Raw genomic sequence first — 25,868 nt, 5'->3', positions numbered from 1 at the left:
TGATAGCCAGCGTGCCCCGCGCCGCCCCGCGGCGCGTGGTCACGCCGAGAGGAACCTGTAGAAGTTGCGCAACATGCCCGCCGTGGCGCCCCAGATGTAGCGCTCGATCTCGCTGTCGGGCGTGGGCGGCGATTCGCCGGTGCCGGGCTCGACACGCACGCGCTCGACGTAGGGCATCGAGTACCACTCGCGCACGTGGCCCTGCCATTCGAGCCGGTGGCGGCGGTGGTGCGCCGGGTTCATCAGAAAGGACAGCGGCACCTCGAACGCGTGCGCCACCTCGTCGGGGTTGGGGTGCAGCACGAAGCCCGGCCGCACCACCGCCACCACGGGCGTGATGATGAACTGCGTGCCCGTCACGTACACCGGCAGCTGGCCGATCACGTCGACGTGGCCGCGCGGCAGGTCCACCTCTTCCTGCGCCTCGCGCAGCGCGGCGTCGACCACGTCCACGTCTTCCGGGTCCACCCGCCCGCCCGGAAACGCCACCTGCCCGGAGTGCGTCGACAGCTTGTGCGAGCGCTCGGTCAGCAGCACCGACAGGCCCGACGGCCGGTTCACCAGCGGCACCAGCACGGCGGCGGCGGCCGGCGCGCGGTCGGCAAAGCGCGGCTCCTCGCGCAGCTCGGGCTGCCAGGCCGGCGGGTGCACGAAGCGCCGGCGCAGCGCGTCGGGCGTCAGGCGCTCGGTCGGCACGGCGGGCAGGTGCGTGTCGATGCCCGTCACCGGCACGTCGCGCGGGTTGAAGTTGGGCAACTGGGACAACAGGGTCTGGGTGTTCATGAAGCGCGAAGGCCGTGGGTGGCCGCAACCGGGCTTATTGTGCGCAAACGGCCGGGCAACACGCGCCGGGCCATGAAAAAACCGCCTGGGGAAAGGGCCGCAGGCGGTTTTTTGGGCCGGGCTGGCGGCCCCAGGGCCGCCGGCGCGCCGGGCTTACTCGGCAGCAGCGGCTTCGCCGATCTGCTTGGCCACGCGGCCGGGCAGCTTTTCCTTGATGCGGGCCTTCTTGCCCGACAGGCCGCGCAGGTAGTACAGCTTGGCACGGCGCACGTCGCCGCGGCGCTTGACCTCGATCTTGGCGATCAGCGGGCTGTAGGTCTGGAAGGTGCGCTCCACGCCTTCGCCGCTGGAGATCTTGCGCACGGTGAAGCCGCTGTTGAGGCCACGGTTGCGCTTGGCGATCACCACGCCTTCATAGGCCTGCACGCGCTTGCGGCTGCCTTCGACGACGTTGACGCTGACGATGACGGTGTCGCCAGGGGCGAATTCGGGCACGTTCTTGCCCAGGCGCTCGATTTCTTCTTTTTCGAGCTGTTCGATCAGGTTCATGGTTTCCTCATCTCTCGATCATGCGCGCGCTACGCTAGGGGCGGCAGCCTTGAAACCCGTTCAAGACCTTGTTCTGGGCCGCGGCCGGCAGAGGATCGAAAAGCCTTTGATTATAGCCCGGCGGCGCCAGCCTTGGCCAGCACGGCCTCGTCGGCGCGGTTCAGGCGCCCGGCAGCGCGGGCGGCGGCGATCAGCTCGGGCCGCTGGCGCGCGGTGAGCGCCAGGCGCTGGTCGCGCCGCCAGCGCTCGATCTGCGCGTGGTGGCCGCTCAGCAGCTCGGGCGGCACGCGCTGGCCTTGCCATTCTTCCGGGCGGGTGTAGTGCGGGCAGTCCAGCAGGCCGTCGACGGCGGGGTTGAAGCTGTCTTCAAGGTGGCTGCCCTCGTCGTTCAGCACGCCGGGCTGCAGGCGCGCCACGGCATCCAGCAGCGCCAGCGCAGCGATCTCGCCGCCCGAGAGCACGAAATCGCCCAGGCTGATCTGGTGCGTGACGTGGGCATCGATGAAGCGCTGGTCGATGCCCTCATAGCGGCCGCAGATCAGGATGGCGCCCTGCCCCGCCGACCAGTGTTCGACGGCGGCGTGGTTCAGCGGCTGGCCGATGGGCGAGAACAGCACCACCGGCCCCGGGTCGTTGTCAGCGCGGTCGGCCTGCACCGCCGCCAGGCAACGCGCCAGCGGCTCGGCCAGCATCACCATGCCGGGGCCGCCGCCGAAGGGGCGGTCGTCGACGCGGCGGTAGTTGCCTTCCGCGTAATCGCGCGGGTTCCACAGCTTCAGCACGATCTGGCCGCTGGCATAGGCGCGGCGGGTGATGCCGGCCTCGACGAAGGGTGCGAACAGCTCGGGGAACAGCGTCAGCACGTCGAAGCGCAGCGGCGCGCGGGCGGGCGCCGCTGGCGTGCTCTCGGATTCAGGGCTGTTTATCACATACTCCCCCTACATATGGCCGCCAGCGCCCGATCAGCAAGCGCTGAGACCATATACTCCCCCTCTATTGAACCGATCCCGGCTGAGGCGATTGCTGCGCGGCGGGCGTGAACAGGCGCCCCACGTCCACCGCGTCGAAGCGCTCCTGCTGGCCGCAGAAGTCGCAGCTCACCTCGATCTGGCCCTGCTCGGCAATGATCGAGTCGGCCTCTTGCTGGCCCAGCCCCTTCAGCATGGCGGCCACGCGCTCGCGGCTGCACGAGCAGGCAAAGCGCGGCCCGCTGGCGCCGGCCTGCGGCTCGAAGCGCATCAGGTTCTCTTCCCAGAACAGGCGGCGCAGGATGGTGTCGGCGTCCAGGCCCAGCAGTTCCTCGCGCTTCAGGCTCTTGGCCAGGATGGCGATGCGCTGGTAGTCGTCCTCGGCCGCTTCGCCGGCATCGTCTTCGCGCGCCACGCTGCTTTGCGACAGGTTGTCCTGCCCCTGCACCGGCAGCCGCTGGATCAACAGGCCGGCGGCCACCTGCTCGTCGGCGGCCAGCACCAGCGTGGTGTCGAGCTGCTCGGACTGGCGCATGTAGTGCTCCACCACGGCGGCCAGGTCCATCAGCGGCGCGCCGCCTTCGTCGGCCAGCGGCACCACGCCCTGGTAGGGCTGCTGGCCATCCTGGCGGTTCTTGGGGTCGAGCGTGATGGCGCAGCGGCCCTGGCCGTGCGCGTTCACCATCTCCGGCAGGCGCGCGCCGGGCGGCACGGCGCCGACGATGGAGGCCGTGGCACGCAGCCGCATGTCGGGCTGCACCTCGGCCACGGCCACCTTCACCGGGCCGTCGCCGAAGATCTGCATGATCAGCGCGCCGTCGAACTTGATGTTGCTCTGCATCAGCACCGCGGCGGCGGTCATCTCGCCCAGCATCTCGGCCACCGGCGGCGGGTAGGCGCCGGTCTGGGTGTTGGCGGCGCGGCGGCGCAGCACCTCTTGCCAGGCGTCGGTCAGGCGCACCAGTTGGCCGCGCACCGGCAGGCCGTCGAAGATGAATTTGTGCAGTTCGGACATCCGGGGTATTTTGGGGCAGGCCCGGGTTTGTCAACCGGGCGTGCAAGCTGTGGGAGCGGGCTTGCCCGCGATGACAGCGCCTCGCGTTGGGCTGGCGCCCCATCGCGGGCAAGCCCGCTCCCACACCAAAAAACGGGACTACCAGCCGATTTACAGCTTCTTCAGCGTCGCGCGGAACTTGCGCGCGTTGTCGATGTAGTGCTGCGCGCTCTGGCGCAGGCCCTCGATCTGCTCGGGCGTGAGCTGGCGCACCACCTTGGCCGGTGTGCCCATGATCATGCTGCCGTCCGGGAACTCCTTGCCCTCCGTCACCAGCGAGCCCGCGCCCACCAGGCAGTTCTTGCCGATCCTGGCGCCGTTCAGCACCACCGCGCCGATGCCGATCAGCGACTCGTCGCCGATGGTGCAACCGTGCAGCATCACCTTGTGCCCCACCGTCACGTGCTTGCCGATGGTCAGCGGCAGGCCAAGGTCGGCGTGCATCACCGTCAGGTCCTGGATGTTGCTGCCCTCGCCGATCGACATGCTCTCGGTGTCGCCGCGCAGCACGCAGCCGAACCACACGCTGGCATCGGGGCCGATCGTCACGTTGCCCATCACCTGGGCCGAATCGGCAATCCACGCCGTCGCGTCCACCTGCGGCGTCATGCCGTCCACTTCATACACCGCCATCGCTTCGTCTCCTGGGTTGTTCGGGTTGGGGTTCATAGAATTCTACGAATGGACCTGCGCCCCCTTGCCCTTCAAGCCCTTTGCGAAGCCGATCTTGAACAGAAACTGGCCCAAGTCGCCGCCCTCAAAGCGCAGGCAGCTGCGCTTTCGATAGCTCCCGAGTCGCTGCTGCCAGAGCCTGCCGCCCTGCCCGGCCGCCCCGCCCGGCCCGCACTGATCGACCCCGCCAAGGTGCCCCAGCGCAGCGTGCACACGCCCGAAGGCCGCGCGGCGCTCATCCACGCCATCTGCCACATCGAGTTCAACGCCATCAACCTGGCGCTCGACGCGATCTGCCGCTTTGCCGACATGCCCGAGGATTTCTACCGCGACTGGCTGCGCGTGGCCATCGAAGAGGCGTATCACTTCAAGCTGCTGCACGAGCACCTGCGCATGCAGCTGGGCCACGCGTATGGCGACTTCCCCGCGCACGACGGCCTGTGGGCCATGTGCGAAAAGACGAAGGATGACATCACCGCCCGCATGGCGCTGGTGCCCCGCACGCTGGAGGCGCGCGGCCTCGACGCCACGCCGCTCATCCAGAACAAGCTGCGCGCCGTCGGCACGCCCGACGCGCTGGCCGCCTGCGACATCCTCGACGTCATCCTGCGCGACGAGATCGGCCACGTCGCCATCGGCAACCGCTGGTACGGCTGGCTGTGCGAACGGCAAAGCCTGGAGCCGGTGGCGCACTACCGCGCGCTGGTGCGGCAGTACGGCGCGCCGCGGCTCAAGGGGCCGTTCAACACCGCGGCGCGGCAGCAGGCGGGCTTCAGCGCTGAAGAACTCGCCGCGCTGACCGAACCCGCGGCCTCTTGACCACCCTCATGCCCCACCAGCGCCACCAGCGGCTAAGATGACCGCTGGCCGCCGGTGCCCTGCACCGGCATTCTTCTCACCCCGCCAACGGAGCCCCGCATGAGCCAGAAACCCGTCGTCACTGACATCGGCCCCAAGCCGAACGCCTTCGACATCGAAAACGCCACCAAGGACAACGCCAACTACCGCACCGTGGCCTGGAGCGGCAAGTACCTGCAGGTCACGCTGATGTCCATCGAGCCCGGCCAGTCGATCGGCCTCGAGACGCACCCCGACACCGACCAGTTCCTGCGCATCGACGCCGGCCGGGGCGTGTGCAAGATGGGCCCGGCCAAGGACCAGCTGAATTTCGAGCAGGCCGTGGAAGACGGCTGGTGCATCACCGTGCCCGCCGGCACCTGGCACGACGTCGTCAACACCGGCAGCGAGCCGCTGCGCCTGTACGCCATCTATGCGCCGGTGCACCACGCCGCGGGCAAGGTGCATGGCACGTTCGACGATGCCGAGAAGGACGAGGAAAGCGGTGGCGACGAGCCGCCAGCTTGGTCGGTGCAGCCGCCGCAGACGCGGCCGGACAGGCACGGGTAAGCCAGCCCCTCACGCCTGAGCAGAAGCCGCCGCAGCACGGGCCATGCGGCGGCTTTTTTCTGGACCTCATTTTCTCAAAATGAGGGGGTATATATCTCGATGGCTTGAATACAAGGCGCTATCGGACTGCATTGAAGGGAGTATGCACAACCACGGCGCACTGGCACGGGCTCACGGGGGCGTGGCCCCGAACCGCCGCATCAACTCGCCCTGCACCGCCGCCGGCGCCAGGTTCTGCCCCGCCTTCTCGCGCGCGAAGGCTTCCGCCGCCGCCGCGTCGTCGTGGAACTTGCGGTACAGCCGCCGCAACTGCTCTTCGTCCGCATAGCCCAGTTCCACCCGCTCGTCGATGCGGCCGGCGCGAATGAGCGCCGGGTCGAGCCGCTCGACGTGGTTGGTCGTCATGAACAGCACCGTGCCCTCCTGCGTGGCCACGCCGTCGAGCGCGTTGAGGAAGCCGCTGAACGACAGCTTGACCTGCGCGTGCGCGGCGTCGCGTTCGCGGAAGAAGGCGTCGACGTCCTCGATCAGCAGCAGCGAGCGCTGCGGCACCGAGGCCAGCAGCGTGTGGATCTTCTCGTCGGTGACGATGGGGCTGGCCAGGCTGAGGGTGCACACGTTCAGGTGCAGCTCGCTCGCCAGCGCGGTGACCAGCGAGGTCTTGCCGGTGCCGGGCGGGCCGTACAGCAGGTAGCCGCGCCGCCACGGAATGCCCAGTTGCGCATAGCGCTCGCGGCTGTCGAAGAAGCGTTCCAGGTCGGCCAGCAGCGCCTCGCCCTGCCCGGCTTTCAGCACCACCGACGCCAGCGGCCGCCGCGAGCCGAGGCGCGCGCGCATCCAGTCGCCACCGTGGAACGGGTTGGGGATGTAGACCGAGAGCGTGTCGGTCTCGCGCGCGGCGCGGGTGTCGATCGCGGCCTGCAGAAAGGCCTGCAGGCGCGCGGGCGAGCGGCCGAACTGAGACAGGCTGATCTTCTCGAACACGGCCTGCGCCACCTGCACGTCGCGCCGGATCCACAACCAGCGCCCATCCAGCCGCAGGATGTGCAGGCCCTCGCCGGGCGACAGGTAGGCGCGCGGCGGCTGGCCGTTGCGCAGGTCGTCGTCCAGGCTCTGGTAGGCCGTGCCGCGCCGCACGCTGCGCGCGGTGAACTGGTTGACGCCGCGCAGCCTGGGGTGCGTGTCCATGTACTCGACCAGCGCGCTGAACAGGAACTCGTCGCGCGAATCGACGGTGAGCGTGCTGATGAAGAAGCGCCTGGCCCAACTGACGACCAGGCCCGGCACGTCCTTCAGCCAATACGCCAACGCGCCTGCGGCGGCCAGCAGCGCGGCCTGCAGGGCGGGTTGGGAGAGCAGGCCGGTGCCGTTCATGAATGCCTTTTTCTAGGTCAAATCGGGCTGCAGCACTTTATGGGTAAGCGCCACCAGCTATCAATATGAAATCAAACTCAACCCGCCGTGATGCCCGCCGCCTTGATGATGCGCGCGTTGTTGGCCGATTCGTTGGCGATGAACTTGCCGAAGTCGGCCGCGCTGCCGCCGGTGGGCAGGTTGTCGGCGGCGTCGATCTTGGCCAGCACGTCCTTGTCCTTCAGCAGTTTGTTGACCTCGGCGTTGAGGCGCTCTATCACGGCAACCGGCGTGCCGGCAGGCGCGAACAGGCCGAACACCGAGGCCACGTTGGCCGCCGGCAGGCCCAGCTCGGCCAGCGTGGGCACGTTCGGCAACTGCTCCAGCCGCGCGGGCGAGCCCACGGCCAGCGACGTGAGCTTGCCGGCCTTGATGCGGCCCATCACGGCCGGGCCGGCGTTCACGCTCAGCACCTCGAACTGGCCGCCCAGCGCATCGTTGATCTGCTGGCCGCCGCCCTTGTAGGGGATGTGGGTGATGTCGGCGCCGGTGCCGGCCTTCACCTGCTCCAGCACGATGTGGCCGAGCGAGGCGGGGCCGGACGTCGCCCAGCGCACGGCGCCGGGCCTGGCCTTGGCGGCGTCGATCAGCGCCTTGAAATCCCTGGCCGCCAGCGCCGAGGTGCCCAGCAGCAGCACGGGCGAGGCGATGACGCTGACCACCGGCACGATGTCCTTGACCGGGTCGAACGGCGACTTGCCCAGGTGCGGGTTGAGCACCAGCGGGCTGATGGCCGCAAAGCCCAGGCTGTGGCCATCGGGCGCGGCCTTGGCCACGGCGTCCAAGCCGATGCTGCCGCTGGCGCCGGCCTTGTTGTCGACCACCACGCTCTGGCCCAGCACGGGCGCCAGGCGGTCGGCCAGCAGGCGGGCCACGCTGTCGGCCACGCCGCCCGGCGGGTAGGCGACGGTGATCTTGACGGGTTTGGCGGGCCAGGGCTGGGCGAAGGCGGCGGGTGATGCGGCGAGCGCGGCGAGGGTGGCCAAGGCCGCGCGGCGGTTGGCGATGAAGGTGGTGGAGTTCATGGCGGCGATTGTGCGACAGCGGGTGGCGCGGCCCGGCGGTGGGCGGCCGGATGCCGGGGGCTGGGGGAAGCCTGGGCCGCGTGGCGCGCGTCGGCCACGGGCAGCGGTCATCGCGGGCAAGCCCGCGCCCGCATCAGGGCATGGGCCACATACTCCCCATAACGCAATCCACTAGCGCCCTATTCACGGTATTCAATATCACATACTCCCTATTTTTTGCATCCATGATCGTGAAATCTCAGCCGTCGACGCTATGCCGGCCTTTGTGGGAGCGGCCTTGGCCGCGATGGCAGCGCGTCGCTTGATCCGGCTCAGCCATCGCGGCCACGGCCGCTCCCACAAGCCCGTGGATACTTCGATATCGATAGCTGTCAGCGCTTGCTGCACAAGGGCCTGCAGCCCAAAAAGACTCTCAACCGCGCGGATGGTGCTGCGCGTGCAAATCCTTCAGCCGCTCGCGCGCGATGTGGGTGTAGATGGTGGTGGTGCTGATGTCGGCGTGGCCCAGCAGCATCTGCACGGCGCGCAGGTCGGCGCCGTGGTTGAGCAGGTGCGTGGCGAAGGCGTGACGCAGCGTGTGGGGCGACAGCGGCGCGGTCACGCCGGCCTGCAGCGCGTAGCGCTTGACGAGGCCCCAGAACATCACGCGCGACATCGCCGTGCCGGGCGTGCGGCCGGCGCTGGTGACGAACAGATCATCGGTCTGGCGCGGGCCCAGCAGGGCCGGTCGGCTTTCAGAAACATAGCGCTGCAGCCAGTCGCCCGCCTCTTCGCCGAAGGGCACCAGGCGCTCCTTGCTGCCTTTGCCCATCACGCGCAGCACGCCTTCGTTGAAGGCGACGTTGAAGGTCTTGAGCGTGGTCAGCTCGCTCACACGCAGGCCGCTGGCGTACATCAGCTCCAGCATGGTGCGGTCGCGCAGGCCCAGGGGCGTGTCGGTGTCGGGCGCGTTCAGCAGCGCCTCGACCTGCGCCTCGCTCAGCGTCTTGGGCACGCGCAAGGGTTGTTTGGCGGTCAGCAGTTTCAGCGTCGGGTCGGCGTCGATCAGGCGCTCGCGCAGCGCCCAGCGGAAGTAGCGCTTGAACACGGTCAGGCGCCGGTTGGCCGATGTGGCCTTGCCACGCGCGCGGGCGGCCATGTAGCCGTTCAGGTGCTGCTCGCGCGTCTGCGGCAGCGTGGCGCCGTGCTCGGCGGCCAGCCATTCGGCGTACAGCCGCAGGTCTCGCCGGTAGGCCTCCAGCGTGTTCTTCGACAGGCCGTCCTCCAGCCACAGGGCGTCGGTGAAGGCGTCGATGGTCGGGTCGGCGGCGGGCGGAGGGGCGGTCACGCGGGGGACGATACCAAAGGCACGTACGGCACTGTGGGAGCGGGCTTGCCCGCGATGGGGGCTGTGAACATCGGCGGCGTTGCCATCGCGGGCAAGCCCGCTCCCACAAGGCCCCGATCAGCCGCCAGCGCCCGGCTGGCAAGCGCTGACAGCTCCTCTGTTCATAGCAAGCACAAAAAAACCCGCCGGGGCATGGCCCGCGGCGGGTGATGGTGGTCAACCGGGTTGGCTTATTGCAGCGTGAGCTTCTGCTTGGTCACGACCTGCTTGTACACGGCCAGTTCGTCCTTGATCTGCTGGGCGAACTGCTCGGGCGTGTTGGCGATGACGAAGGAGCCGGTGTCCTCGATGCGCTTCTTCACCGCCGGGTCTTCCAGCACCTTGCGGGTGGCGGCGTTGAGCCGGTCGACGATCTCCTTGGGCGTGCCCTTGGAGGCCAGCAGGCCGTAGTAGGCCATGCGGTTCACCGGCTCCAGGCCCACCTCCTTGAAGGTGGGGGTGTTGGGCAGGTCCTTCAGGCGCTCGGGCGCGGCCACCACCACGGGCACCAGCTTGCCGCTCTTGATGAAGGGCAGCGACGAGGGCACGTTGTCGAAGATGATCGGCACCTGGCCGGCCACCACGTCGTTCAGCGCCGGGCCGGCGCCGCGGTAGGGGATGTGGGTGACGAACACGCCGGTCAGGCTTTTCCACAGCTCGGTCTGCAGGTGGCCGATGCCGCCGGTGCCCGACGAGGCGTAGCTGAACTTGCCCGGCTGGCTTTTCAGCAGCTCGACCAGGGCCTTGTGGTCCTTGGCGGCAAAGCTGGGGTGCACCGCGATCAGGTTGGGCGTGGCGGCGATGTTGATGATGGGCACGAAGTCGGCCACCGGGTCGTAGCCGGTCTTGGGGTTGATGGCCGGGTTGGCCGCGGTGGTGGACACCGTGGCCATGCTGATGGTGTAGCCGTCCGGCGCGGCGCGCGCGGCCTCCTGCGCACCGATGACGCCGCCGGCGCCGCCCTTGTTGTCGACCACCACGGGCTGGCCCAGGGCCTTGCCCAGCGGCTCGGAGATCACGCGCGCGATGATGTCGGTGGTGCCGCCGGCAGCAAAGGGCACGATCAGGCGAATCGGCTTGTTGGGATAGGCCTGGGCAAAGGCGGTGCCGGCTGTCAGGCTGGCGACGGCGGCAGCCAATGCGATCACGTGGCGACGTTGCATAAGGGCAAAACTCCTGAGAAATTGAATGAACCTCTTGATTCCGTGCAAAGCGGCTGAGGTGGTGAATCAACAAGAATACACACATCCAACGTCGGTTCACGACCTGGAGCGACGGGGATTTTCCCTAGCCCGCGTGGGCCATCGAATCAACAAGAAGAGAGCTTTCATGACCACTCCAACCGCCCCGGCACCGCGCCGCACCCTGGTGGACCGCTTTCTCGACGGCGTCGAGAAGATCGGCAACAAGCTGCCCGATCCGGTGATGATCTTCATCGCCATCTGCGCGCTGGTATTGATCGCCTCGTGGCTGGCGGCGGCGGCGGGCGTGTCGGTCACCAACCCGGCCACGGGCAAGACGGTGGCTGCGGTCAACCTGCTCAGCGCCGACGGGCTGCGCCGCATCCTGTCGGAGGCGGTGAAGAACTTCGGCGCCTTCCCGGCGCTGGGCCTGGTGCTGGTGGTGATGCTGGGCATCGGCGTGGCCGAGAAGACGGGCTACTTCGAAGTGGCCATGCGCCGTGTGATCGAACGCGCGCCGCAGGCTTTCATCATTCCGGTGATCATCTTCGTGGCCATCCTGGGCAACGTGGCCGGCGACGCCGCGCCCATCGTGCTGCCGCCGCTGGCCGCCATGGTGTTCCTGCGGCTGGGGCTGCACCCGGTGGCCGGCGTGGCCATGGCCTATGCGGCGGCGCTGGGGGGCTTTGCGGCCAACCTGATCCTGGGCATGTCGGACGCGCTGGTGCTGGCCTTCACCGCACCGGCGGCGGCGCTGGTGGATCCGAGCGTGGAGACCAACACGGCGATGAACTACTACTTCGTCGCCGCCTCCACCTTCATGCTGACGGCCGTGGTGTGGGTGGTGGCCACGCGAGTGGGCATCCCGCGCCTGGGGCGTTACGACAACCCCGAGTTCGTGTCGCAAGAGCAGGCCGCGCTGACGCCGCAGGAGATCAAGGCGCTGCGCGCGGCCAACTGGTCGCTGCTGGCGGTGGTGGGCGTGCTGCTGGCGCTCAGCACTCCGTCCAACGGCCTGCTGCGCAACGCCACCACCGGCAGCCTGATCCAGGATTCGCCACTGATGAACGGCATCGGCCTGATCATCACGCTGTTCTTCTTCGTGCCGGGGCTGGTGTACGGCCTGGTGGCCGGCAAGATCAGGAGCGGCGGCGACCTGGCGGGGATGATGACCAGTTCGATGGCGTCGATGGGCGGCTTCATCGTCATCGTGTTCTTCGCCGCGCAGATGCTGGCCTTCTTCAACTGGAGCAACCTGGGCACCATCATCGCGGTGAAGGGCGCCGAACTGCTGCAGAACCAGCACGGCATGGTGCTGATCGTCGGCGTGGTCATCCTGTCGTCCATCGTCAACATCTTCATCGGCAGCGCCTCGGCCAAGTGGGCCATCCTGGCGCCGATCTTCGTGCCCATGATGATGCTGCTGGGCTTTCACCCGGCGTTCACGCAGATGATCTACCGCGTGGGCGATTCCATCACCAACCCCATCACGCCGATGCTGCCGTACTTTCCGCTGGTGCTGGGGCTGGCGCAGAAGTACGACAAGAAGATGGGCATCGGCACGCTGATCGCCGCGCTGCTGCCCTACTCCATCGCCATCGGCGTGTGCTGGACGATCTTCCTGCTGGTGTGGTTCTGGCTCGGCTGGCCGGTCGGCCCCGGCGGCCCGATCTACCTGAACACGCCCGTGGGCGGCTGAGCGGCGATCTTCGACCCCGGTGCGGAGAAACCTATGCCGTTGTGGCGTGGGCATGGAATGCATGTGCGTTTCACCGGGTTGGAATCTCAGGGTTTCTTTACTCGCTCCTAGAGTTTACAGATAAGCATAAACGTAAATCGTTTGAAAAAAATGCTGCGTGCAGACCACAAACTATCGCTTCTCGAAAGAATTGACCGCCAAATGGTTGTTGGCGATATCGTGCTCCATGAAGCGTACGGAAGTGGAGTCCTGCGCTCAGGATGGGAAGGATTCCTTCAAGTGGATTTTCCATCAGGAACAGTGAACTTCACTGACAAGGATGGTTTGTGCCTTCTCCCTGGAAAGCTTGAAAAAAGCTGGAAGCTCTTCCCAAGTGATGAAATTGAGAAACGATATAAAGTAGCGATCGCAGCAATTAGGGATGCTTTTCAATACGACTTTGTCAATGCTGATGAAGTGTATGAGGGGGAGCCATCTAACTATATTGGGCGCAAAGAGTATGAGGAAGAGAAGATTGTCTTTGTTAGATCGTGGCTGAAAGACAACCTACCTAAGTCAAACGCCGGATCACAGCAACTGCCTGATGCAGAGCAACTCCATGCGATTGCTGCCGTAAATGGACACGTGCAGGTAATTGCTCGTGCAGGTAGCGGCAAAACCGCGACGCTCGTTATTCGCGCGTATTTCATGATGAAGCACTGCCGTGTGGCCCCAAGCACCATGCTGTTGCTTGCATTTAACAGGAAAGCTGCTAATGAGATTCGGCGCCGAATTTTGCTACTCCTAGAGCCTAGGGCAGAAATTTCTATCAAGGAAGAAATCGAGAAGCGTGGGAAAAGAGTTCAAGCAGGACGTCGAGTGGACTGGGGGGAGATGGAAGCTGAAGCTGTCGATGCGGTGGCCAAGACACTTCAAGTGGCGTTGCCGTATGTGATGACGTTTCATGCTCTGGCTTATGCCATTGTTCATCCGGAAGAAAGTTTGCTTTACAACGGTGCCGAGGGTGAGTCACAGGGGCTTAGCAAGGCATTTCAGCAGGTTATTGATGACTTCCTGCAAGATGCGGAATTCAAAGGCCGCATTCGAGAGCTAATGCTCGCTCACTTCAGGGAGGACTGGGATCGGATCGTTGCCGGTCGTTACGATCAGACAAAAGAAGAGCTTCTAAAATATCGACGCTCCCTGCCGCGAGAGAGTATTGGTGGAGATTACGTTAAGTCATATGGCGAAAAGGTGATCGCGGACTTTCTTTTTGAACACGATATTGCCTATAAATATGAGAGAAATCATTGGTGGGGAGAGGTTAACTATCGACCTGACTTCACAATATTTAAGACGCCAAAAAGTGGCGTCATTATTGAATATTTCGGCTTAGCGGGCGATCCTGATTATGATGAGATGTCTAGTGACAAACGCAGGTACTGGCGCTCGAAGCCGGACTGGGATCTTATTGAGTTTTCTCCTGCAGATTTTCGTATAAATGGGGTTGAAGGGTTCATTGATCAATTAAGAGGGGCATTACGAGAGCAAGGTTTGGTCTTTAACCGATTAAGTGAAGATGAGATTTGGTTGCGAGTCCGAGACCGAGCGATTGATCGATTTACCAATGCAGCAGTCGGGTTTGTTGGAAGATGCAGAAAGCAGTCTCTTTCGCCGCAAGACCTAGGCTCACTGATAGACGCATACAAGCCGCTTTCACCAGTCGAAAGCATGTTTCTCGATCTGGTTCATGATTTATACGCTGCTTACCTAGACCGTCTTGTGTCAACGGGCGAAGAGGACTTCGATGGACTCCTGCAACGTGCCGCGAGCGCTGTTTCGTCTGGTCGAACAAGGTTTGAGAGGAAAACCGGTAGCGGCGATTTGCGAAAAATCTGTTACGTATTTGTTGATGAATTTCAAGACTTCTCAGATCTGTTCTATCGACTCCTGCAATCTATTCGAAAAGAAAATCCTGGGGTTCAACTTTTTTGTGTTGGTGATGACTGGCAGGCAATAAACGGATTCGCAGGATCGGATTTGCGTTTCTTTTCCGATTTTGAGAGGTGGATCGGAAAATCTAGAAAACTGCATATTTCTACCAACTATCGATCGTTTAGATCTATCGTCGACGTTGGCAATGCGTTGATGCGCGGACACGGAAAACCTGCCGTTGCAAACTCGAAAGATGCCGGATCTGTTTTCTTGGTCGATGTCGCTCAGTTTGAACCTGCTCTGATTGAAAAGCAGCGGCATCCAGGAGATGTGATTACGCCAATCGCGTCTCGGATTGTCAGTAAAGCGCTTGCAGAAGGTAAGGAGGTAGTCCTGCTCTGTCGAAGAAATGGAATGCCGTGGTTTATAAATTTTCGAGAACATGGGCAAGGGGGCAAAGGATTGTCTGGCTATCTTGAGCTTGTCCGCTCATTTTTTTCTAAAGGCCTCGCTGAAGGTATTTCGATCTCGACTTCGCACAAATATAAGGGGCTCGAGAAACCCGTTGTCATCGTTATGGATGCTGTGGCTCGCAGTTATCCATTAATTCATCCAGATTGGGCATTTTCAAGAATATTGGGAGATAGCCCGGATAGGATTGCAAAAGAGGAGCGTCGTCTGTTCTATGTCGCGTTGACTCGTGCAATCGATAAATTATTCATCGTCACGGAGCGTCAAAGCTACTCTCCATTTATTGAGGAAGTAGCTAAAACCATGAGGTTGGCTAAGATCGACTGGAGTGAATTTCCAGCGGTGAAGAGCAAGTCAATGAGGTTGTTGGTCCAAGTAGGAAATCAAGAAGGACGGGGAATTTCACCTACATTCGCGATTAAAGATCAACTTAAGGCGTCAGGCTATCAGTGGCAGAGTACCGGCTCTACCGGATGGACCAAGGGTTTTCAGGCCAATGGCTTTGATATTTCGCGAGTACAAGGGGAAGTCTGGGCCAGTGCGGCTGATGGCATTGAAGTTCGGATATTGGATGAGTCGGAAGGCGTTGTGGCGAGATTCGTCGTTGATGCTGGAACTTGGGTTTGTACGCTTGATAACTTGGCATCTGTTCAAGCGGCGGACGACGTTGCATGAGTCGCGCAGTCACGATTGTCTAGGTAAGGAGTGTTAATGGCTAAACCTGTAGAGATCGGCACGGGGCGCCCGCGGGCGGCCCCGGTGCGGGTTCAAGCAAGATAAAGGGGGGACCTTGCCTGTTTTTTGCATGGTCAAAAACGCCTTCAGCGCCTGAATAACGGGCGCAAGCAGCTATTTTTTTCAAACTGCCGTGTGGCGCCAAATGGCTATCGCCTGTTTTGGCCGGCCGGGGCGTTGATACGAACCCGCTTTCAAGAAATGACGAATGACGAATGACTTCGCTGCGCTTCAATGACAAATGGCGCCTTGGTCATTCGTCATGCGGCGCCAGGCGCGGTCATTGGTCTTTGCCTTGAACGCCAAACCCGTATGAAACCGCGCTTAACGGCCCGCCTCCCGCCCGCGCCAGACCTTGCCATCCCCCATAATCGCCGCGCCCGGGCGCAGCGCGCCTTTCCTCGCCGCACCCGCGGCCCAGCCAGCCCGTCACCCGCGTGTACTACGCCCAGCTTCTCTTCCCCGATTTCTCGCTGATCGTCATCGGCTACCTGCTGTGCCGGCACACGGCGCTCAACCGGCCGGTGTGGCAGGTGGTGGAGGGGCTGGTGTATTACTTCCTGTTCCCGGTGCTGCTGTTCCAGTCCATCGTGCGCACGCCGCTGGATCTGCAGGCCGCCTCGGGCCTGATGGGCGCCGGCCTGGCGCTGGGCATCACCGGCATCGCGCTGGCGTATGCGCTGCCCCATGTGCCGCTGCTGGGCCGCTGGATCGACCGGCGCGACCACGCGGCCAGCGCGCAGGTCGCCTTCCGCTTCAACTCCTTCATCGGCCTGGCGCTGGCCGAGCGGCTGCTGGGTGCGCAAGGCCTGCAGCTGATCGCGGTGCTGATCGGCGTGTGCGTGCCACTGTTCAACGTGGGCGCCGTGTGGCCGATGACGCGGCACGCGCAGCGCGGCTTCATGGGCGAGATCGTGCGCAACCCGCTCATCATCGCCACCGCGTCGGGGCTGGTGGCCAATCTGCTGGGCTTTTCGATCCCCGAATTCCTGGCGCCCACGGTCACGCGCATCGGCGCGGCCTCGATCGCGCTGGGGCTGATGGCCGCCGGCGCGGGCATGCAGTTCCAGAGCCTGGCGCGCGGCAAGCTGCTGGGCGCGAGCGTGCTGACCATCCGGCACCTGCTGTCGCCCGTCATCGCCTGGCTGCTGGCGCGCGCCTTCCGCCTGGGCGCGGCCGAGACCACCATCCTGCTCACCTTCGCCGCGCTGCCCACAGCATCGAGCTGCTACGTGCTGGCCGCGCGCATGGGCTACAACGGGCCGTATGTGGCGGGGCTGGTCACGCTGTCCACCGCGCTGGGCGTGGCCAGCCTGCCGTTGGCGCTGGCGGTGCTGGGGCGCTGGTGACGACCGGCGCGGCACGCGCAGCGGGTTGGCGCCGCATTGCATCATTTCAAGAGTGGTTGTAATATCAACCCATGGAACGCGCGGCCGCCCTGCTCACGCTCGAATCGCTGTCTTCGGGCATCCGGCTCGACATCTTCCGCCTGCTGGTGCGCCAGGGGCCGGAAGGCCTGGTGGCGGGCGAGATCGCCACGGCGCTGGAGCTGGCGCCCAGCAACCTGTCCTTCCACCTCAAGGCGCTCACGCAATCCGGATTGCTGTCGGTCGAGCAGGAAGGCCGCTATCAGCGCTACCGCGCCAACATGCCGCTGATGCTCGACCTCATCGCCTACCTCACCGAAGAGTGCTGCGCCGGGCACCCCGAACTGTGCGGCGACCTGCCAACGGCCTCGTCGTGCGCGCCCGCCCGGCGCGCCGCGCTGGCCGATGCGACGGGAGCATGACTTTTTTTGCGCATTCATTTCAACTTGTATTGGAGTATCAAAATGACCACAGCCATCCAGATCTTCGACCCCGCCCTGTGCTGCGCCAGCGGCGTGTGCGGCACTGATGTGGACCAGGCGCTGGTGAGCTTTGCCGCCGACGCCGCCTGGGCCACCGGGCAAGGCGCGCAGATCACGCGCTTCAACCTGTCGCAGCAGCCGCTGGAGTTCGCGAACAACGCCACGGTGAAAGGCTTTCTGCAGCGTTCGGGCGCCGAGGCCCTGCCGCTGGTGCTGGTGGATGGCGAAGTGGCGCTGGCCGGCCGTTACCCGCAGCGGGCCGAACTGGCGCGCTGGGCGGGGCTGAAGCTGGATGCGCCGCAGGCCGCGGGCTGCTGCGGGCCGAGCGCGACGCCGGCCGCTGCAGGCTGCTGCGCGCCCAAGGCCGAATCGGCCGCCAGCGCCCAGCCGACAAGCGGCAAGTGCTGCTGATTCGATAGCTTTCAGTCTTCACCGCGCCCGACCATGAACTTCCTTCAGCAACCCCCGCGCTTCCTGTTCTTCACCGGCAAGGGCGGCGTCGGCAAGACCTCCATCGCCTGCGCCGCCGCCGTGCAACTGGCCGACGCGGGCAAACAGGTGCTGCTGGTCAGCACCGATCCGGCCTCCAACGTCGGCCAGGTGTTCGGCCTCGCCATCGGCAACCGCATCGTCGCCGTGCCTGCCGTGCCCAACCTGAGCGCCATGGAAATCGACCCGCAGGCAGCGGCGCAGGCCTACCGCGACCGCATCGTCGGCCCGGTGCGCGGCGTGCTGCCGGACAACGTGGTGAAGGGCATCGAAGAACAACTCTCCGGCGCCTGCACCACCGAGATCGCCGCCTTCGACGAATTCACCGGTCTGCTGGCCGATGACGCAGCCACGCGCGGGTTCGACCATGTCCTCTTCGACACCGCGCCCACCGGCCACACCATCCGCCTGCTCAGCCTGCCGGGCGCGTGGAGCGGCTTTCTGGAGGCCGGCCAGGGCGATGCCTCGTGCCTCGGCCCGCTGGCCGGGCTGGACAAGCAGCGCGCCCAGTACAAGGCCGCCGTCGAAGCCTTGCAGGACGGCGCCCGCACCCGCCTGGTACTGGTGGCGCGCGGCCAGGGTGCCACGCTGCGCGAGGCCGCGCGCACGCACGAGGAGCTGGCCGCCATCGGCCTGACGCGCCAGCACCTCGTCATCAACGGCCTGCTGCCCGAAAGCGAGGCCGCGCACGATCCGCTGGCCGCCGCCGTGGTGCGGCGCGAACTGGCGGCGCTGGCGCACCTGCCGCCCGCGCTGGCGGCACTGCCCACCGACCACATCGCGCTGAAAGCCTTCAACCTGGTCGGGCTGGATGCGCTGCGCGCGCTGCTGCAGCCCGAGGCGCGCGGTGCCACGCCCGACGCCGGCGAGCCCCACATCGCCCTGCCCGACGCGCCCACGCTCTCCGCGCTGGTTGACGAAATTGCCGCTCAGGGCCATGGCCTGGTGATGCTGATGGGCAAGGGCGGCGTCGGCAAGACCACGCTGGCCGCCGCCGTGGCGGTGGAGCTGGCCACGCGCGGCCTGCCCGTGCACCTGACCACCTCCGACCCGGCGGCGCACCTGGCCGAGACGCTGGCCGGTGAGCTGGAGCACCTGGAAGTCAGCCGCATCGACCCCCACGCCGCCACCGAGGCCTACCGCGCCCACGTCATGGCGACCAAGGGCGCGGCGCTGGACGGGGCCGGCCGCGTTCTGCTGGCCGAAGACCTGCGCTCGCCCTGCACCGAGGAGATCGCCGTCTTTCAGGCCTTCTCGCGCGCCATCCGCGAAGCGGGCCGGAAGTTCGTGGTGATGGACACCGCGCCTACCGGCCACACCCTGTTGCTGCTGGACGCCACCGGCGCCTACCACCGCGACGTGGCGCGCCAGATGGCCGCCGGCAGCCACTTCACCACGCCCATGATGCAGTTGCAGGATCCGGCGCGCACCAAGGTGCTGATCGTCACCCTGGCCGAGACCACGCCCGTGCTGGAAGCCGCGCAACTGCAGGACGACCTGCGCCGCGCCGGCATCGAGCCCTGGGCCTGGGTGGTGAACAACAGCGTGGCCGCCGCGCCCGTTGCCTCGCCCCTGCTGCGCCGCCGTGCCGAAGGCGAGTTGAAGGAGGTCGAGGCCATCCGCACCCGGCACGCGAAACGCTGGGCGCTGGTGCCACTGCTGCAGGACGAGCCGGTGGGCGTGGCGCGGCTGCGTGCGCTGGCGGGCGCGCAAGCCACCGAAGCCGCTGAACCTGCGCGCTGAGCCATGCCCCCAGCCGCCAACCTGGCCCCCGACCCCCTTTTGGGAGCGGGCTTGCCCACGATGCAGCGCCACGCCGCACCCCGCCGCCCATCGCGGGCAAGCCCGCTCCCACACACCTCCAGATCCCGCCCTGAAAACCACCCTTCCCACCACCGGACAAGCCCATGACCCACCAGCCCCTGAACGTGCTGTTTCTCTGCACCCACAACTCCGCCCGCTCCATCCTGGCCGAGGCGCTGCTCAACCACATCGGCGGCACGCGCTTCAAGGCCTACAGCGCCGGCAGCCAGCCCGGCACGGCGCCCAAGCCGCTGGCGCTGGAAGTGCTGAAGCACGCCGGCGTGGACACCGACGGCCTGCGCAGCAAGAGCTGGGACGACTTCGCGGGCGAGGCCTCGCCGAAGATGGACCTGGTCATCACCGTGTGCGACAACGCCGCCGGCGAAACCTGCCCCTACTGGCCCGGCCAACCGGCGACGGCGCACTGGGGCTATCCCGACCCCTCCGACGTGCAGGGCACGCCCGAGCAGCAGCGCGAAGCCTTCCGCCACACCATGCTGGCCATCAAGCGCCGGCTGGAACTGCTGATCGCCCTGCCACCCGAGAAGCTGGCCAGGACCATGCTGCAAGACAGCGCGCGGGCACTGGCCCAGGCGGGTTGATGCCACGGCGTCCCCCTCTGTCTTGTGTGGGAGCGGGCTTGCCCGCGATACGGCGTCCCCGGTCAAGGCGAGGCCCCATCGCGGCCAAGGCCGCTCCCACAGGGCCGGGTTGCTGGGGTCGGCCAGGGCACCTCAACCTCGTCCCTGAACAAAAAACTCCTTTATTCATAGCTGCCCGCGTTTACCCCGCCTGCGCCAAAGCCTGATTTGACTTGAAAACATCATGGGACTCTTCGAACGCTACCTGACCCTGTGGGTCGCCCTGGGCATCGCCGCCGGTGTGGCGCTGGGCGTGGTCATGCCGGGCTTCTTCCAGACCATCGCCGGCATCGAGATCGCGCACGTCAACCTGATCGTCGCGGTGCTGATCTGGGTGATGATCTACCCGATGATGATCCAGATCGACTGGTCATCCATCAAGGACGTGGGCAAGAAGCCGCGCGGGCTGGTGCTGACGCTGGTGGTGAACTGGCTCATCAAGCCCTTCACCATGGCGGCGCTGGGCGTGCTGTTCTTCAAGGTCGTGTTCGCGCCCTGGGTCGATCCGCAATCGGCCAGCGAATACATCGCCGGCATGATCCTGCTGGGCGTTGCGCCTTGCACCGCCATGGTGTTCGTCTGGAGCCAGCTGGTGAAGGGCGACGCCAGCTACACGCTGGTGCAGGTGTCGGTGAACGACCTGATCATGATCTTCGCCTTTGCACCCATTGCCGCCTTCCTGCTGGGCGTGACGGACGTGACGGTGCCGTGGCAGACGCTGCTGCTCTCGACCATCCTCTACGTGGTGCTGCCGCTGGTGGCCGGCGTGCTCACGCGGCATGCATTGCAACAGCGCTCGCCCACGGCGGTGGGCGACTTCGTGGCGCGGCTCAAGCCCTGGTCCATCACCGGGCTGATCGCCACCGTGGTGCTGCTGTTCGGCTTTCAGGCGCAGACCATTCTGGACAAGCCACTGGTCATCGCCATGATCGCCGTGCCGCTGCTGCTGCAGACCTACGGCATCTTTTTGCTCAGCTGGGTGGGCGCACGCCTGCTGAAGCTGCCGCACGACATTGCCGGCCCGGCCTGCCTGATCGGCACCTCGAACTTCTTCGAGCTGGCGGTGGCCGTCGCCATTTCGCTGTTCGGCCTGCACTCGGGCGCGGCGCTGGCCACCGTGGTGGGCGTGCTGGTCGAGGTGCCGGTGATGCTGTCGCTGGTGGCGCTGGTCAACCGCTGGGGCAAGCAGGCACCAGCAGCACGGCTGGCACAGGCCACGGGCCACGGGCCGCAAGGCCCTTTAGCCTGATTCCAATTCCAGATCAAAGTCCAATATCTCGTGATTCCGGCGCAAGCCGGAATCCAGACGGCGTGTGCGGAGAAACATGGATCCCGGCCTTCGCCGGGATGACGGTGATTGACGCATTGAATTTGAAATGGAATGAGTGCAGCGCCGATGCGCCGCCCCGGGCGCGCAGCGGCCTTGCGTGCGCGCCGCAACCGGCGTGACCGGCCCGACGCCGCCTGCCCTCAGCGCGCGTCGCGCTTGCCCTCGAACGTCTTCTTGCGACCGCGCGCGGAGGCGTGGATCTTCTTATTGATCGGCTCGGCCTTCAGCGGGTTCAGGCGCTGCGCCTTGGCCGGCATGTTGGTGGGCACGGCGCCCTGCGCGTTGGCGCTGGACGTGCCGCCGACCTGGGTGCGGATGGCACGGCGCGCGGTGGGCTGGCCCTCGGTCGGGGCGGTAGCGGCTTTATTGGCGACGGCCTTGCGCACCTGCTTGACCAGCTTTTCAGCCGGCTTGGCGGCGCCGGTGATGGCTTTCTTGGCCGCGATCTTCTTGGCGGGTGCTTTCTTGGCGGTGGTTTTCTTCGGTTCTGCTTTCTTGGCTGCGGCTTTCTTGACCGCCGGGCGCACCGACGAGCCGCCGGCGCGGGTGGACTTGGCGCCGCGCGCGCTCACCACTTCGTAGCCCAGGTCCTCGGCGGCGCGCTTCTTGCGTGCCACCTGGCGCGGCTTGGTGGTGGTGGCACCGCGCATCGCCAGTTGCGCGCCTTCGCCGGGGGCGGCGTTGCCGGTGCTGCGGCGGCTGCGCTGCGCGGCCTTGGGGTTGGTCCTGGTGGTGGGTGCGCCGGGGGCGTTGTGCGCGCGGGCGGTCTTGGTCTTGCGGGCGGCCTGCTTGTCGAGCTTCGCCTGCGCCTTGGCGTGCTGCGCCTCGAAGCGCGTCAGCACCTCCTGCATGATCTCGGCCTTGACCTCGGTGCGGTTGTTTTCGCCGCCCATCTGCTTGCGATCCTTGGCCGGGCCGGTGCGCGTGGCCACGGTCTGGCGGCGGTAGGTGTCGCGGTACTTGTCGCGCAGGGCGCGGGCGCGGGTCAGCTTGGCGGCCAGCTGGCGCGGGTTCAGTTCCTTGATGGCGCCGGCGCGGCTGGCCTGGAACAGTTCGAGTTCGGGCTTGGTCAGCAGGGGTTGGACTTGTCGCAGGCTGTAGGTCATTGGGTCTCCTTCAAAAGGGGTTTCTTGGGGCACGCCTTGGCGCAAAGCGACAACACGAACGCGCATGCTACGCAATTCGATAGCAGCCCTTTGTCGGACAAGACGCTCTTGCGCTGCCCCAGCGTGCCACCGCATGACAGGCCGGATTGACGCATGGCCTAGAATGCTATGAAAATGGCAGCGTGCCGCGCATCACCAGCGCGGCCACCCCATCCAAAAACACTAGCAACGCCGTGACTTCACCGCTTCAAGGCCCATTGCACGTGCTCGCGCACCAGCGCGTGGGGGTGCTCGGCGCGGGCCTGCAGCGAAGCCAGCAGCGGCGCGCGGCGCGCATCGCCGGGCGGCAGCGCGGCCAGGGCGTTGCCCAGCGCCACGGCGATGTTGCGCAGCCAGCGCACGTGGCCAATGCGGCGGATCGGCCCGCCTTCGGTGCGGCGCAGGAACTCTGCTTCGCTCCAGCCGAACAGCGTCACCAAGTTGGCATCGGCCAGGCCGTCGCGCGCGTCGAAGTCGGGCAGGCTGCTGCGCTGCGCGTACTTGTTCCACGGGCAGATGAGCTGGCAGTCGTCGCAGCCGTAGATGCGGTTGCCCATCAGCGGGCGCAGCGCTTCGTCGATGGGGCCGTCGTGCTCGATGGTCAGGTACGAGATGCAGCGCCGCGCGTCCAACCGGTACGGGGCCACGATGGCCTGCGTGGGGCAGATGTCGATGCAGGCGCGGCATTGCCCGCAGTGCGCGCCGGTGGCTTCAGTGCGCGGCAGGTGCAGGTCGACGTAGATCTCGCCCAAGAAGAACATCGAGCCGCCCTCGCGCGACAGCACCAGCGTGTGCTTGCCGCGCCAGCCCTGGCCGCTGCGCGCAGCCAGCTCGGCCTCCAGCACGGGTGCCGAATCGGTGAACACGCGGTGGCCGAAGGGGCCGATGGCGGTGGCGATGCGGTCCTGCAGCTTCTGCAACCGCGCGCGCAGCACCTTGTGGTAGTCGCGGCCGCGGGAGTAGACCGACACAATGGCCTCGCCGGGCCGCTGCAGGCGCGCCAGCTCGGCGGCCTGCCAATCGTCGGGCGTGTCCTGCGGCAGATAATCCATGCGCGCGGTGATCACGCTCACCGTGCCCGGCACCAGTTCGGCCGGGCGGGCGCGCTTCAGGCCGTGCGCGGCCATGTAATCCATGCGGCCATGGAACCCGGCCTGCAGCCACTGCATCAAACCCGGCTCGGCGGCGGACAAATCCACGCCGGCCACGCCGACCTGCGAAAACCCCAGCGCCTGCGCCCAGCCGCGCACCTGCGTCCACAGATCAAGGGAATCGATTTGAGCGCCACTCTCAGCCACGCCCAAATTGTAGAAAGCGCGCCACTGCATCTGCACTGGCGCACCGAAGACGACACCGCCGCCTTCGCCCGGCGCCTGGCCGTTCTGCCCGGCCTGCGCCATGCCTTCATCGAACTGCACGGCGACCTGGGCGCGGGCAAGACCAGCTTCGTGCGCCACCTGCTGCGCGCGCTGGGCGTGGAAGGCCGCCTCAAGAGCCCGACCTACGCCGTGGTCGAGCCGCACGCCACGCCCGATGGCCTGGCCGTGTCGCACTTCGACTTCTACCGCTTCAACGACCCGCGCGAGTGGGAGGACGCCGGCTTTCGCGACCTGTTTGCCGCGCCCGGCCTGAAGCTGGCCGAATGGCCCGAGAAGGCCGCCGCCCTGCTGCCGCCGGCCGACCTGGTGCTGCAGATCGAGGCGCAGGCCGACGACTCGCGCCAGGTCGCGCTCGGTGCCGGCACGGCCCTGGGCGCCCAACTGCTGCAGGAGCTGCGCGCATGAGCCGCCCGCCGCTGCCCCTGCCGCCCCAGCCCGCGCGCCGGCGCGCCCTGCTGCAGGGCGGCTCGCTGGTGCTGCTGCTGACCACGCACCACATCGCGCGCGGCGCCGGCATCGTGGCCGTGCGCGTGTGGCCGGCCGACGACTACACCCGCGTCACCATCGAATCCGACACGCCGCTGAAGACCACGCACCGCATGATCGGCCAGCCGCCGCGGCTGGCGGTGGACGTGGACGGGCTCGACCTGAGCCCCACGCTGCGCGAGCTGGTGGCCAAGGTGCGCGCCGACGACCCCAACATCGCCGGCCTTCGCGTGGGGCAGAACGCGCCCGGCGTGGTGCGGCTGGTGTTCGACCTCAAGCACGACATCAAGCCCCAGGTGTTCACGCTGGCGCCGGTGGCGGCCTACCAGCACCGGCTGGTGTTCGACCTGTACCCCGCCAACCCGCCCGACCCGCTGGAGCAGCTGATCGCCGAGCGCATGAAGGAGCTGGGCAGCGGCGCCACGGCGCCCACCGGCATGGCCGCCACCACGCCCGAGGCCACCGACTCGCTGGGCGACCTGATCGCGCGCCAGATCGAGCGCGCCAACGAGATGACGCGGCGCGATACCGCCGTGGCCCGCGCGCCCGCGCCGCCAGCCGCCCCGGCGCCGCCGCGCCTGACCATGCGCCCGCAGCCGCCCGCACCGCCGCCCCCCGCGCCCGCGCCGCGCGCCACGGCCCGCGCACCCGCGGCCGAGCGCACCGACCGCCTGATCATCGTCGCGCTCGACCCCGGCCATGGCGGCGAGGACCCGGGCGCCATCGGCCCCGGCGGTACCTACGAGAAGGACGTGGTGCTGCAGGTGGCGCTGAAGCTGCGCGACCGCATCAACAACACCACCGTGGGCGGCAACCCCATGCGCGCCTTCATGACGCGCGACGGCGACTTCTTCGTGCCGCTGGCCACGCGGGTCGAGAAGGCGCGCCGCGTGGGGGCCGACCTGTTCATCAGCATCCACGCCGACGCCTTCATGCGGCCCGAGGCGCGCGGCGCCAGCGTGTATGCGCTGTCCGAGCGCGGCGCCTCCAGCGCCGCCGCGCGCTGGCTGGCCAGCAAGGAGAACGACGCCGACCGCATCGGCGGCGTGAACCTGGGCGTCAAGGATTCGCTGGTACAGCGCGCGCTGCTCGACATGAGCACCACCGCGCAGATCAAGGACAGCCTGACACTGGGCAGCGCCATCGTGCGCGAGATCGGCGGCGTGGGCCGCCTGCACAAGCGCAACGTGGAGCGCGCCAACTTCGCCGTGCTGCGCGCGCCCGACATCCCCAGCGTGCTGGTCGAGACGGCCTTCATCAGCAACCCCGAGGAAGAGCGCAAGCTGCGCAGCGAGGCCTACCAGAACGACCTGGCCAACGCGCTGATCAACGGCATCCAGAAGTACTTCGCGGCCAACCCGCCGCTGGCGCGCAACCGGCAGGTGTGACGCCGGCCACTTCATTATTGATAGTGGCCTGCGCCTGTCCATCAACGATTTCAAGCCAAAAGAATTTGAAATCGTTTATCAACGGGCGCCGGCAGCTATTTTTATTGAAGCACTCGGGCCG

General features: G+C 66.4%; 23 protein-coding genes. 12 read left to right on the top strand and 11 right to left on the bottom strand.

Translation table 11 applies throughout. The features are described from left to right. Positions 1 to 39: 39 nt before the first annotated feature. The 5 genes from ACFSCU_RS11180 to ACFSCU_RS11160 all read right to left on the bottom strand — a co-directional run bounded on the left by ACFSCU_RS11180 (position 40) and on the right by ACFSCU_RS11160 (position 3,987). Positions 40 to 783 carry an NUDIX hydrolase gene (locus ACFSCU_RS11180; protein WP_180551268.1) on the bottom strand — a complete coding sequence of 248 codons (744 nt, stop codon included), beginning with the start codon at positions 781 to 783 and terminating at the stop codon, positions 40 to 42. Positions 784 to 936: 153 nt separating this feature from the next. Beyond that, entirely contained in the window at positions 937 to 1,332 is a 396-nt protein-coding gene (rplS, locus tag ACFSCU_RS11175) for a 50S ribosomal protein L19 (protein WP_180551267.1), read from the bottom strand. 110 nt (positions 1,333 to 1,442) lie between these two features. Next, positions 1,443 to 2,207 carry a tRNA (guanosine(37)-N1)-methyltransferase TrmD gene (gene trmD / locus ACFSCU_RS11170; RefSeq protein WP_180551860.1) on the bottom strand — a complete coding sequence of 255 codons (765 nt, stop codon included), beginning with the start codon at positions 2,205 to 2,207 and terminating at the stop codon, positions 1,443 to 1,445. A 118-nt stretch (positions 2,208 to 2,325) separates the two neighbouring features. Continuing rightward, a complete protein-coding gene (gene hslO, locus ACFSCU_RS11165; protein ID WP_180551266.1) occupies positions 2,326 to 3,315 on the bottom strand; it encodes an Hsp33 family molecular chaperone HslO in 990 nt (329 codons plus the stop codon). Between the two features lie 150 nt (positions 3,316 to 3,465). Beyond that, a complete protein-coding gene (locus tag ACFSCU_RS11160; RefSeq protein ID WP_180551859.1) occupies positions 3,466 to 3,987 on the bottom strand; it encodes a gamma carbonic anhydrase family protein in 522 nt (173 codons plus the stop codon). Between the two features lie 48 nt (positions 3,988 to 4,035). Between ACFSCU_RS11160 and ACFSCU_RS11155 the strand changes: the two genes are divergently transcribed. Together ACFSCU_RS11155 and ACFSCU_RS11150 are read left to right on the top strand one after the other, a co-directional pair. After that, entirely contained in the window at positions 4,036 to 4,845 is an 810-nt protein-coding gene (locus tag ACFSCU_RS11155) for a ferritin-like domain-containing protein (protein ID WP_377560705.1), read from the top strand. A 99-nt stretch (positions 4,846 to 4,944) separates the two neighbouring features. Further along, positions 4,945 to 5,433, top strand: coding sequence for a cupin domain-containing protein (locus tag ACFSCU_RS11150; RefSeq protein ID WP_180551265.1), 489 nt, complete (start codon positions 4,945 to 4,947; stop codon positions 5,431 to 5,433). Between the two features lie 171 nt (positions 5,434 to 5,604). Here ACFSCU_RS11150 and ACFSCU_RS11145 read toward each other — a convergent pair whose 3' ends face one another. From ACFSCU_RS11145 to ACFSCU_RS11130, 4 genes are all read right to left on the bottom strand, one after another. Beyond that, on the bottom strand, positions 5,605 to 6,807 hold the full coding sequence (locus tag ACFSCU_RS11145; protein WP_333707200.1) for an AAA family ATPase: 1,203 nt from the start codon (positions 6,805 to 6,807) through the stop codon (positions 5,605 to 5,607). 77 nt (positions 6,808 to 6,884) lie between these two features. Next, on the bottom strand, positions 6,885 to 7,871 hold the full coding sequence (locus ACFSCU_RS11140; RefSeq protein ID WP_377560704.1) for a Bug family tripartite tricarboxylate transporter substrate binding protein: 987 nt from the start codon (positions 7,869 to 7,871) through the stop codon (positions 6,885 to 6,887). Positions 7,872 to 8,283: 412 nt separating this feature from the next. Further along, complete coding sequence (xerD, locus tag ACFSCU_RS11135) at positions 8,284 to 9,198, bottom strand: site-specific tyrosine recombinase XerD (RefSeq protein ID WP_308645880.1); 915 nt, start codon at positions 9,196 to 9,198, stop codon at positions 8,284 to 8,286. A 230-nt stretch (positions 9,199 to 9,428) separates the two neighbouring features. Next, a complete protein-coding gene (locus tag ACFSCU_RS11130; RefSeq protein ID WP_180551263.1) occupies positions 9,429 to 10,400 on the bottom strand; it encodes a tripartite tricarboxylate transporter substrate binding protein BugE in 972 nt (323 codons plus the stop codon). A 166-nt stretch (positions 10,401 to 10,566) separates the two neighbouring features. Between ACFSCU_RS11130 and ACFSCU_RS11125 the strand changes: the two genes are divergently transcribed. The 8 genes from ACFSCU_RS11125 to arsB all read left to right on the top strand — a co-directional run bounded on the left by ACFSCU_RS11125 (position 10,567) and on the right by arsB (position 21,268). Continuing rightward, positions 10,567 to 12,117, top strand: a complete 1,551-nt coding sequence (locus tag ACFSCU_RS11125) for an AbgT family transporter (protein ID WP_377560703.1) — start codon at positions 10,567 to 10,569, stop codon at positions 12,115 to 12,117. Positions 12,118 to 12,267: 150 nt separating this feature from the next. Further along, positions 12,268 to 15,177 carry a UvrD-helicase domain-containing protein gene (locus ACFSCU_RS11120; protein WP_377560702.1) on the top strand — a complete coding sequence of 970 codons (2,910 nt, stop codon included), beginning with the start codon at positions 12,268 to 12,270 and terminating at the stop codon, positions 15,175 to 15,177. Positions 15,178 to 15,674: 497 nt separating this feature from the next. Next, entirely contained in the window at positions 15,675 to 16,586 is a 912-nt protein-coding gene (locus ACFSCU_RS11115) for an AEC family transporter (RefSeq protein WP_180551856.1), read from the top strand. A 71-nt stretch (positions 16,587 to 16,657) separates the two neighbouring features. After that, positions 16,658 to 17,026, top strand: a complete 369-nt coding sequence (locus ACFSCU_RS11110) for an ArsR/SmtB family transcription factor (RefSeq protein ID WP_180551259.1) — start codon at positions 16,658 to 16,660, stop codon at positions 17,024 to 17,026. A 42-nt stretch (positions 17,027 to 17,068) separates the two neighbouring features. After that, the gene (gene arsD, locus ACFSCU_RS11105; RefSeq protein ID WP_180551258.1) at positions 17,069 to 17,497 is read left to right on the top strand and encodes an arsenite efflux transporter metallochaperone ArsD; all 429 of its coding nucleotides are present in this window, start codon (positions 17,069 to 17,071) and stop codon (positions 17,495 to 17,497) included. A gap of 33 nt (positions 17,498 to 17,530) precedes the next feature. Next, the gene (gene arsA, locus ACFSCU_RS11100; protein ID WP_180551257.1) at positions 17,531 to 19,318 is read left to right on the top strand and encodes an arsenical pump-driving ATPase; all 1,788 of its coding nucleotides are present in this window, start codon (positions 17,531 to 17,533) and stop codon (positions 19,316 to 19,318) included. Positions 19,319 to 19,482: 164 nt separating this feature from the next. Further along, the gene (locus ACFSCU_RS11095) at positions 19,483 to 19,980 is read left to right on the top strand and encodes an arsenate reductase ArsC (protein ID WP_180551256.1); all 498 of its coding nucleotides are present in this window, start codon (positions 19,483 to 19,485) and stop codon (positions 19,978 to 19,980) included. 223 nt (positions 19,981 to 20,203) lie between these two features. After that, the gene (arsB, locus tag ACFSCU_RS11090) at positions 20,204 to 21,268 is read left to right on the top strand and encodes an ACR3 family arsenite efflux transporter (RefSeq protein WP_180551255.1); all 1,065 of its coding nucleotides are present in this window, start codon (positions 20,204 to 20,206) and stop codon (positions 21,266 to 21,268) included. 221 nt (positions 21,269 to 21,489) lie between these two features. Here the strand turns inward: arsB and ACFSCU_RS11085 are convergent, their stop codons facing one another. Both ACFSCU_RS11085 and queG read right to left on the bottom strand, forming a co-directional pair. Continuing rightward, complete coding sequence (locus tag ACFSCU_RS11085; protein WP_180551254.1) at positions 21,490 to 22,455, bottom strand: hypothetical protein; 966 nt, start codon at positions 22,453 to 22,455, stop codon at positions 21,490 to 21,492. Between the two features lie 239 nt (positions 22,456 to 22,694). After that, positions 22,695 to 23,792, bottom strand: coding sequence for a tRNA epoxyqueuosine(34) reductase QueG (queG, locus tag ACFSCU_RS11080; protein ID WP_377560701.1), 1,098 nt, complete (start codon positions 23,790 to 23,792; stop codon positions 22,695 to 22,697). Between queG and tsaE the strand changes: the two genes are divergently transcribed. After that, entirely contained in the window at positions 23,772 to 24,278 is a 507-nt protein-coding gene (gene tsaE, locus ACFSCU_RS11075) for a tRNA (adenosine(37)-N6)-threonylcarbamoyltransferase complex ATPase subunit type 1 TsaE (protein ID WP_180551253.1), read from the top strand. The two genes, queG and tsaE, sit on opposite strands and share 21 nt — an antisense overlap. Further along, positions 24,275 to 25,747: an N-acetylmuramoyl-L-alanine amidase gene (locus ACFSCU_RS11070; RefSeq protein WP_377560700.1), complete on the top strand. Its 1,473-nt coding sequence runs from the start codon at positions 24,275 to 24,277 to the stop codon at positions 25,745 to 25,747. Before tsaE ends, ACFSCU_RS11070 begins: the two co-directional genes overlap by 4 nt. Positions 25,748 to 25,868: the final 121 nt, after the last annotated feature.

It is taken from the genome of Ottowia beijingensis, assembly GCF_042680925.1.
GTDB classification, from domain to species: Bacteria; Pseudomonadota; Gammaproteobacteria; order Burkholderiales; family Burkholderiaceae_C; genus Ottowia; species Ottowia beijingensis.
The sequence above is the reverse complement of the archived record's forward strand: the minus strand, read 5'-3'. Positions and strand labels throughout refer to the sequence as shown.

What these genes read in the sequence shown, in the direction of transcription:
- ACFSCU_RS11180 (WP_180551268.1), bottom strand. Translation starts at nt 783, where the DNA reads ATGAACACCCAGACCCTGTTGTCCCAGTTGCCCAACTTCAACCCGCGC.
- rplS (WP_180551267.1), bottom strand. Translation starts at nt 1,332, where the DNA reads ATGAACCTGATCGAACAGCTCGAAAAAGAAGAAATCGAGCGCCTGGGC.
- hslO (WP_180551266.1), bottom strand. Translation starts at nt 3,315, where the DNA reads ATGTCCGAACTGCACAAATTCATCTTCGACGGCCTGCCGGTGCGCGGC.
- ACFSCU_RS11160 (WP_180551859.1), bottom strand. Translation starts at nt 3,987, where the DNA reads ATGGCGGTGTATGAAGTGGACGGCATGACGCCGCAGGTGGACGCGACG.
- ACFSCU_RS11155 (WP_377560705.1), top strand. Translation starts at nt 4,036, where the DNA reads ATGGACCTGCGCCCCCTTGCCCTTCAAGCCCTTTGCGAAGCCGATCTT.
- ACFSCU_RS11150 (WP_180551265.1), top strand. Translation starts at nt 4,945, where the DNA reads ATGAGCCAGAAACCCGTCGTCACTGACATCGGCCCCAAGCCGAACGCC.
- ACFSCU_RS11145 (WP_333707200.1), bottom strand. Translation starts at nt 6,807, where the DNA reads ATGAACGGCACCGGCCTGCTCTCCCAACCCGCCCTGCAGGCCGCGCTG.
- ACFSCU_RS11140 (WP_377560704.1), bottom strand. Translation starts at nt 7,871, where the DNA reads ATGAACTCCACCACCTTCATCGCCAACCGCCGCGCGGCCTTGGCCACC.
- ACFSCU_RS11130 (WP_180551263.1), bottom strand. Translation starts at nt 10,400, where the DNA reads ATGCAACGTCGCCACGTGATCGCATTGGCTGCCGCCGTCGCCAGCCTG.
- ACFSCU_RS11125 (WP_377560703.1), top strand. Translation starts at nt 10,567, where the DNA reads ATGACCACTCCAACCGCCCCGGCACCGCGCCGCACCCTGGTGGACCGC.
- ACFSCU_RS11120 (WP_377560702.1), top strand. Translation starts at nt 12,268, where the DNA reads ATGCTGCGTGCAGACCACAAACTATCGCTTCTCGAAAGAATTGACCGC.
- ACFSCU_RS11110 (WP_180551259.1), top strand. Translation starts at nt 16,658, where the DNA reads ATGGAACGCGCGGCCGCCCTGCTCACGCTCGAATCGCTGTCTTCGGGC.
- arsD (WP_180551258.1), top strand. Translation starts at nt 17,069, where the DNA reads ATGACCACAGCCATCCAGATCTTCGACCCCGCCCTGTGCTGCGCCAGC.
- arsA (WP_180551257.1), top strand. Translation starts at nt 17,531, where the DNA reads ATGAACTTCCTTCAGCAACCCCCGCGCTTCCTGTTCTTCACCGGCAAG.
- ACFSCU_RS11095 (WP_180551256.1), top strand. Translation starts at nt 19,483, where the DNA reads ATGACCCACCAGCCCCTGAACGTGCTGTTTCTCTGCACCCACAACTCC.
- arsB (WP_180551255.1), top strand. Translation starts at nt 20,204, where the DNA reads ATGGGACTCTTCGAACGCTACCTGACCCTGTGGGTCGCCCTGGGCATC.
- ACFSCU_RS11085 (WP_180551254.1), bottom strand. Translation starts at nt 22,455, where the DNA reads ATGACCTACAGCCTGCGACAAGTCCAACCCCTGCTGACCAAGCCCGAA.
- ACFSCU_RS11070 (WP_377560700.1), top strand. Translation starts at nt 24,275, where the DNA reads ATGAGCCGCCCGCCGCTGCCCCTGCCGCCCCAGCCCGCGCGCCGGCGC.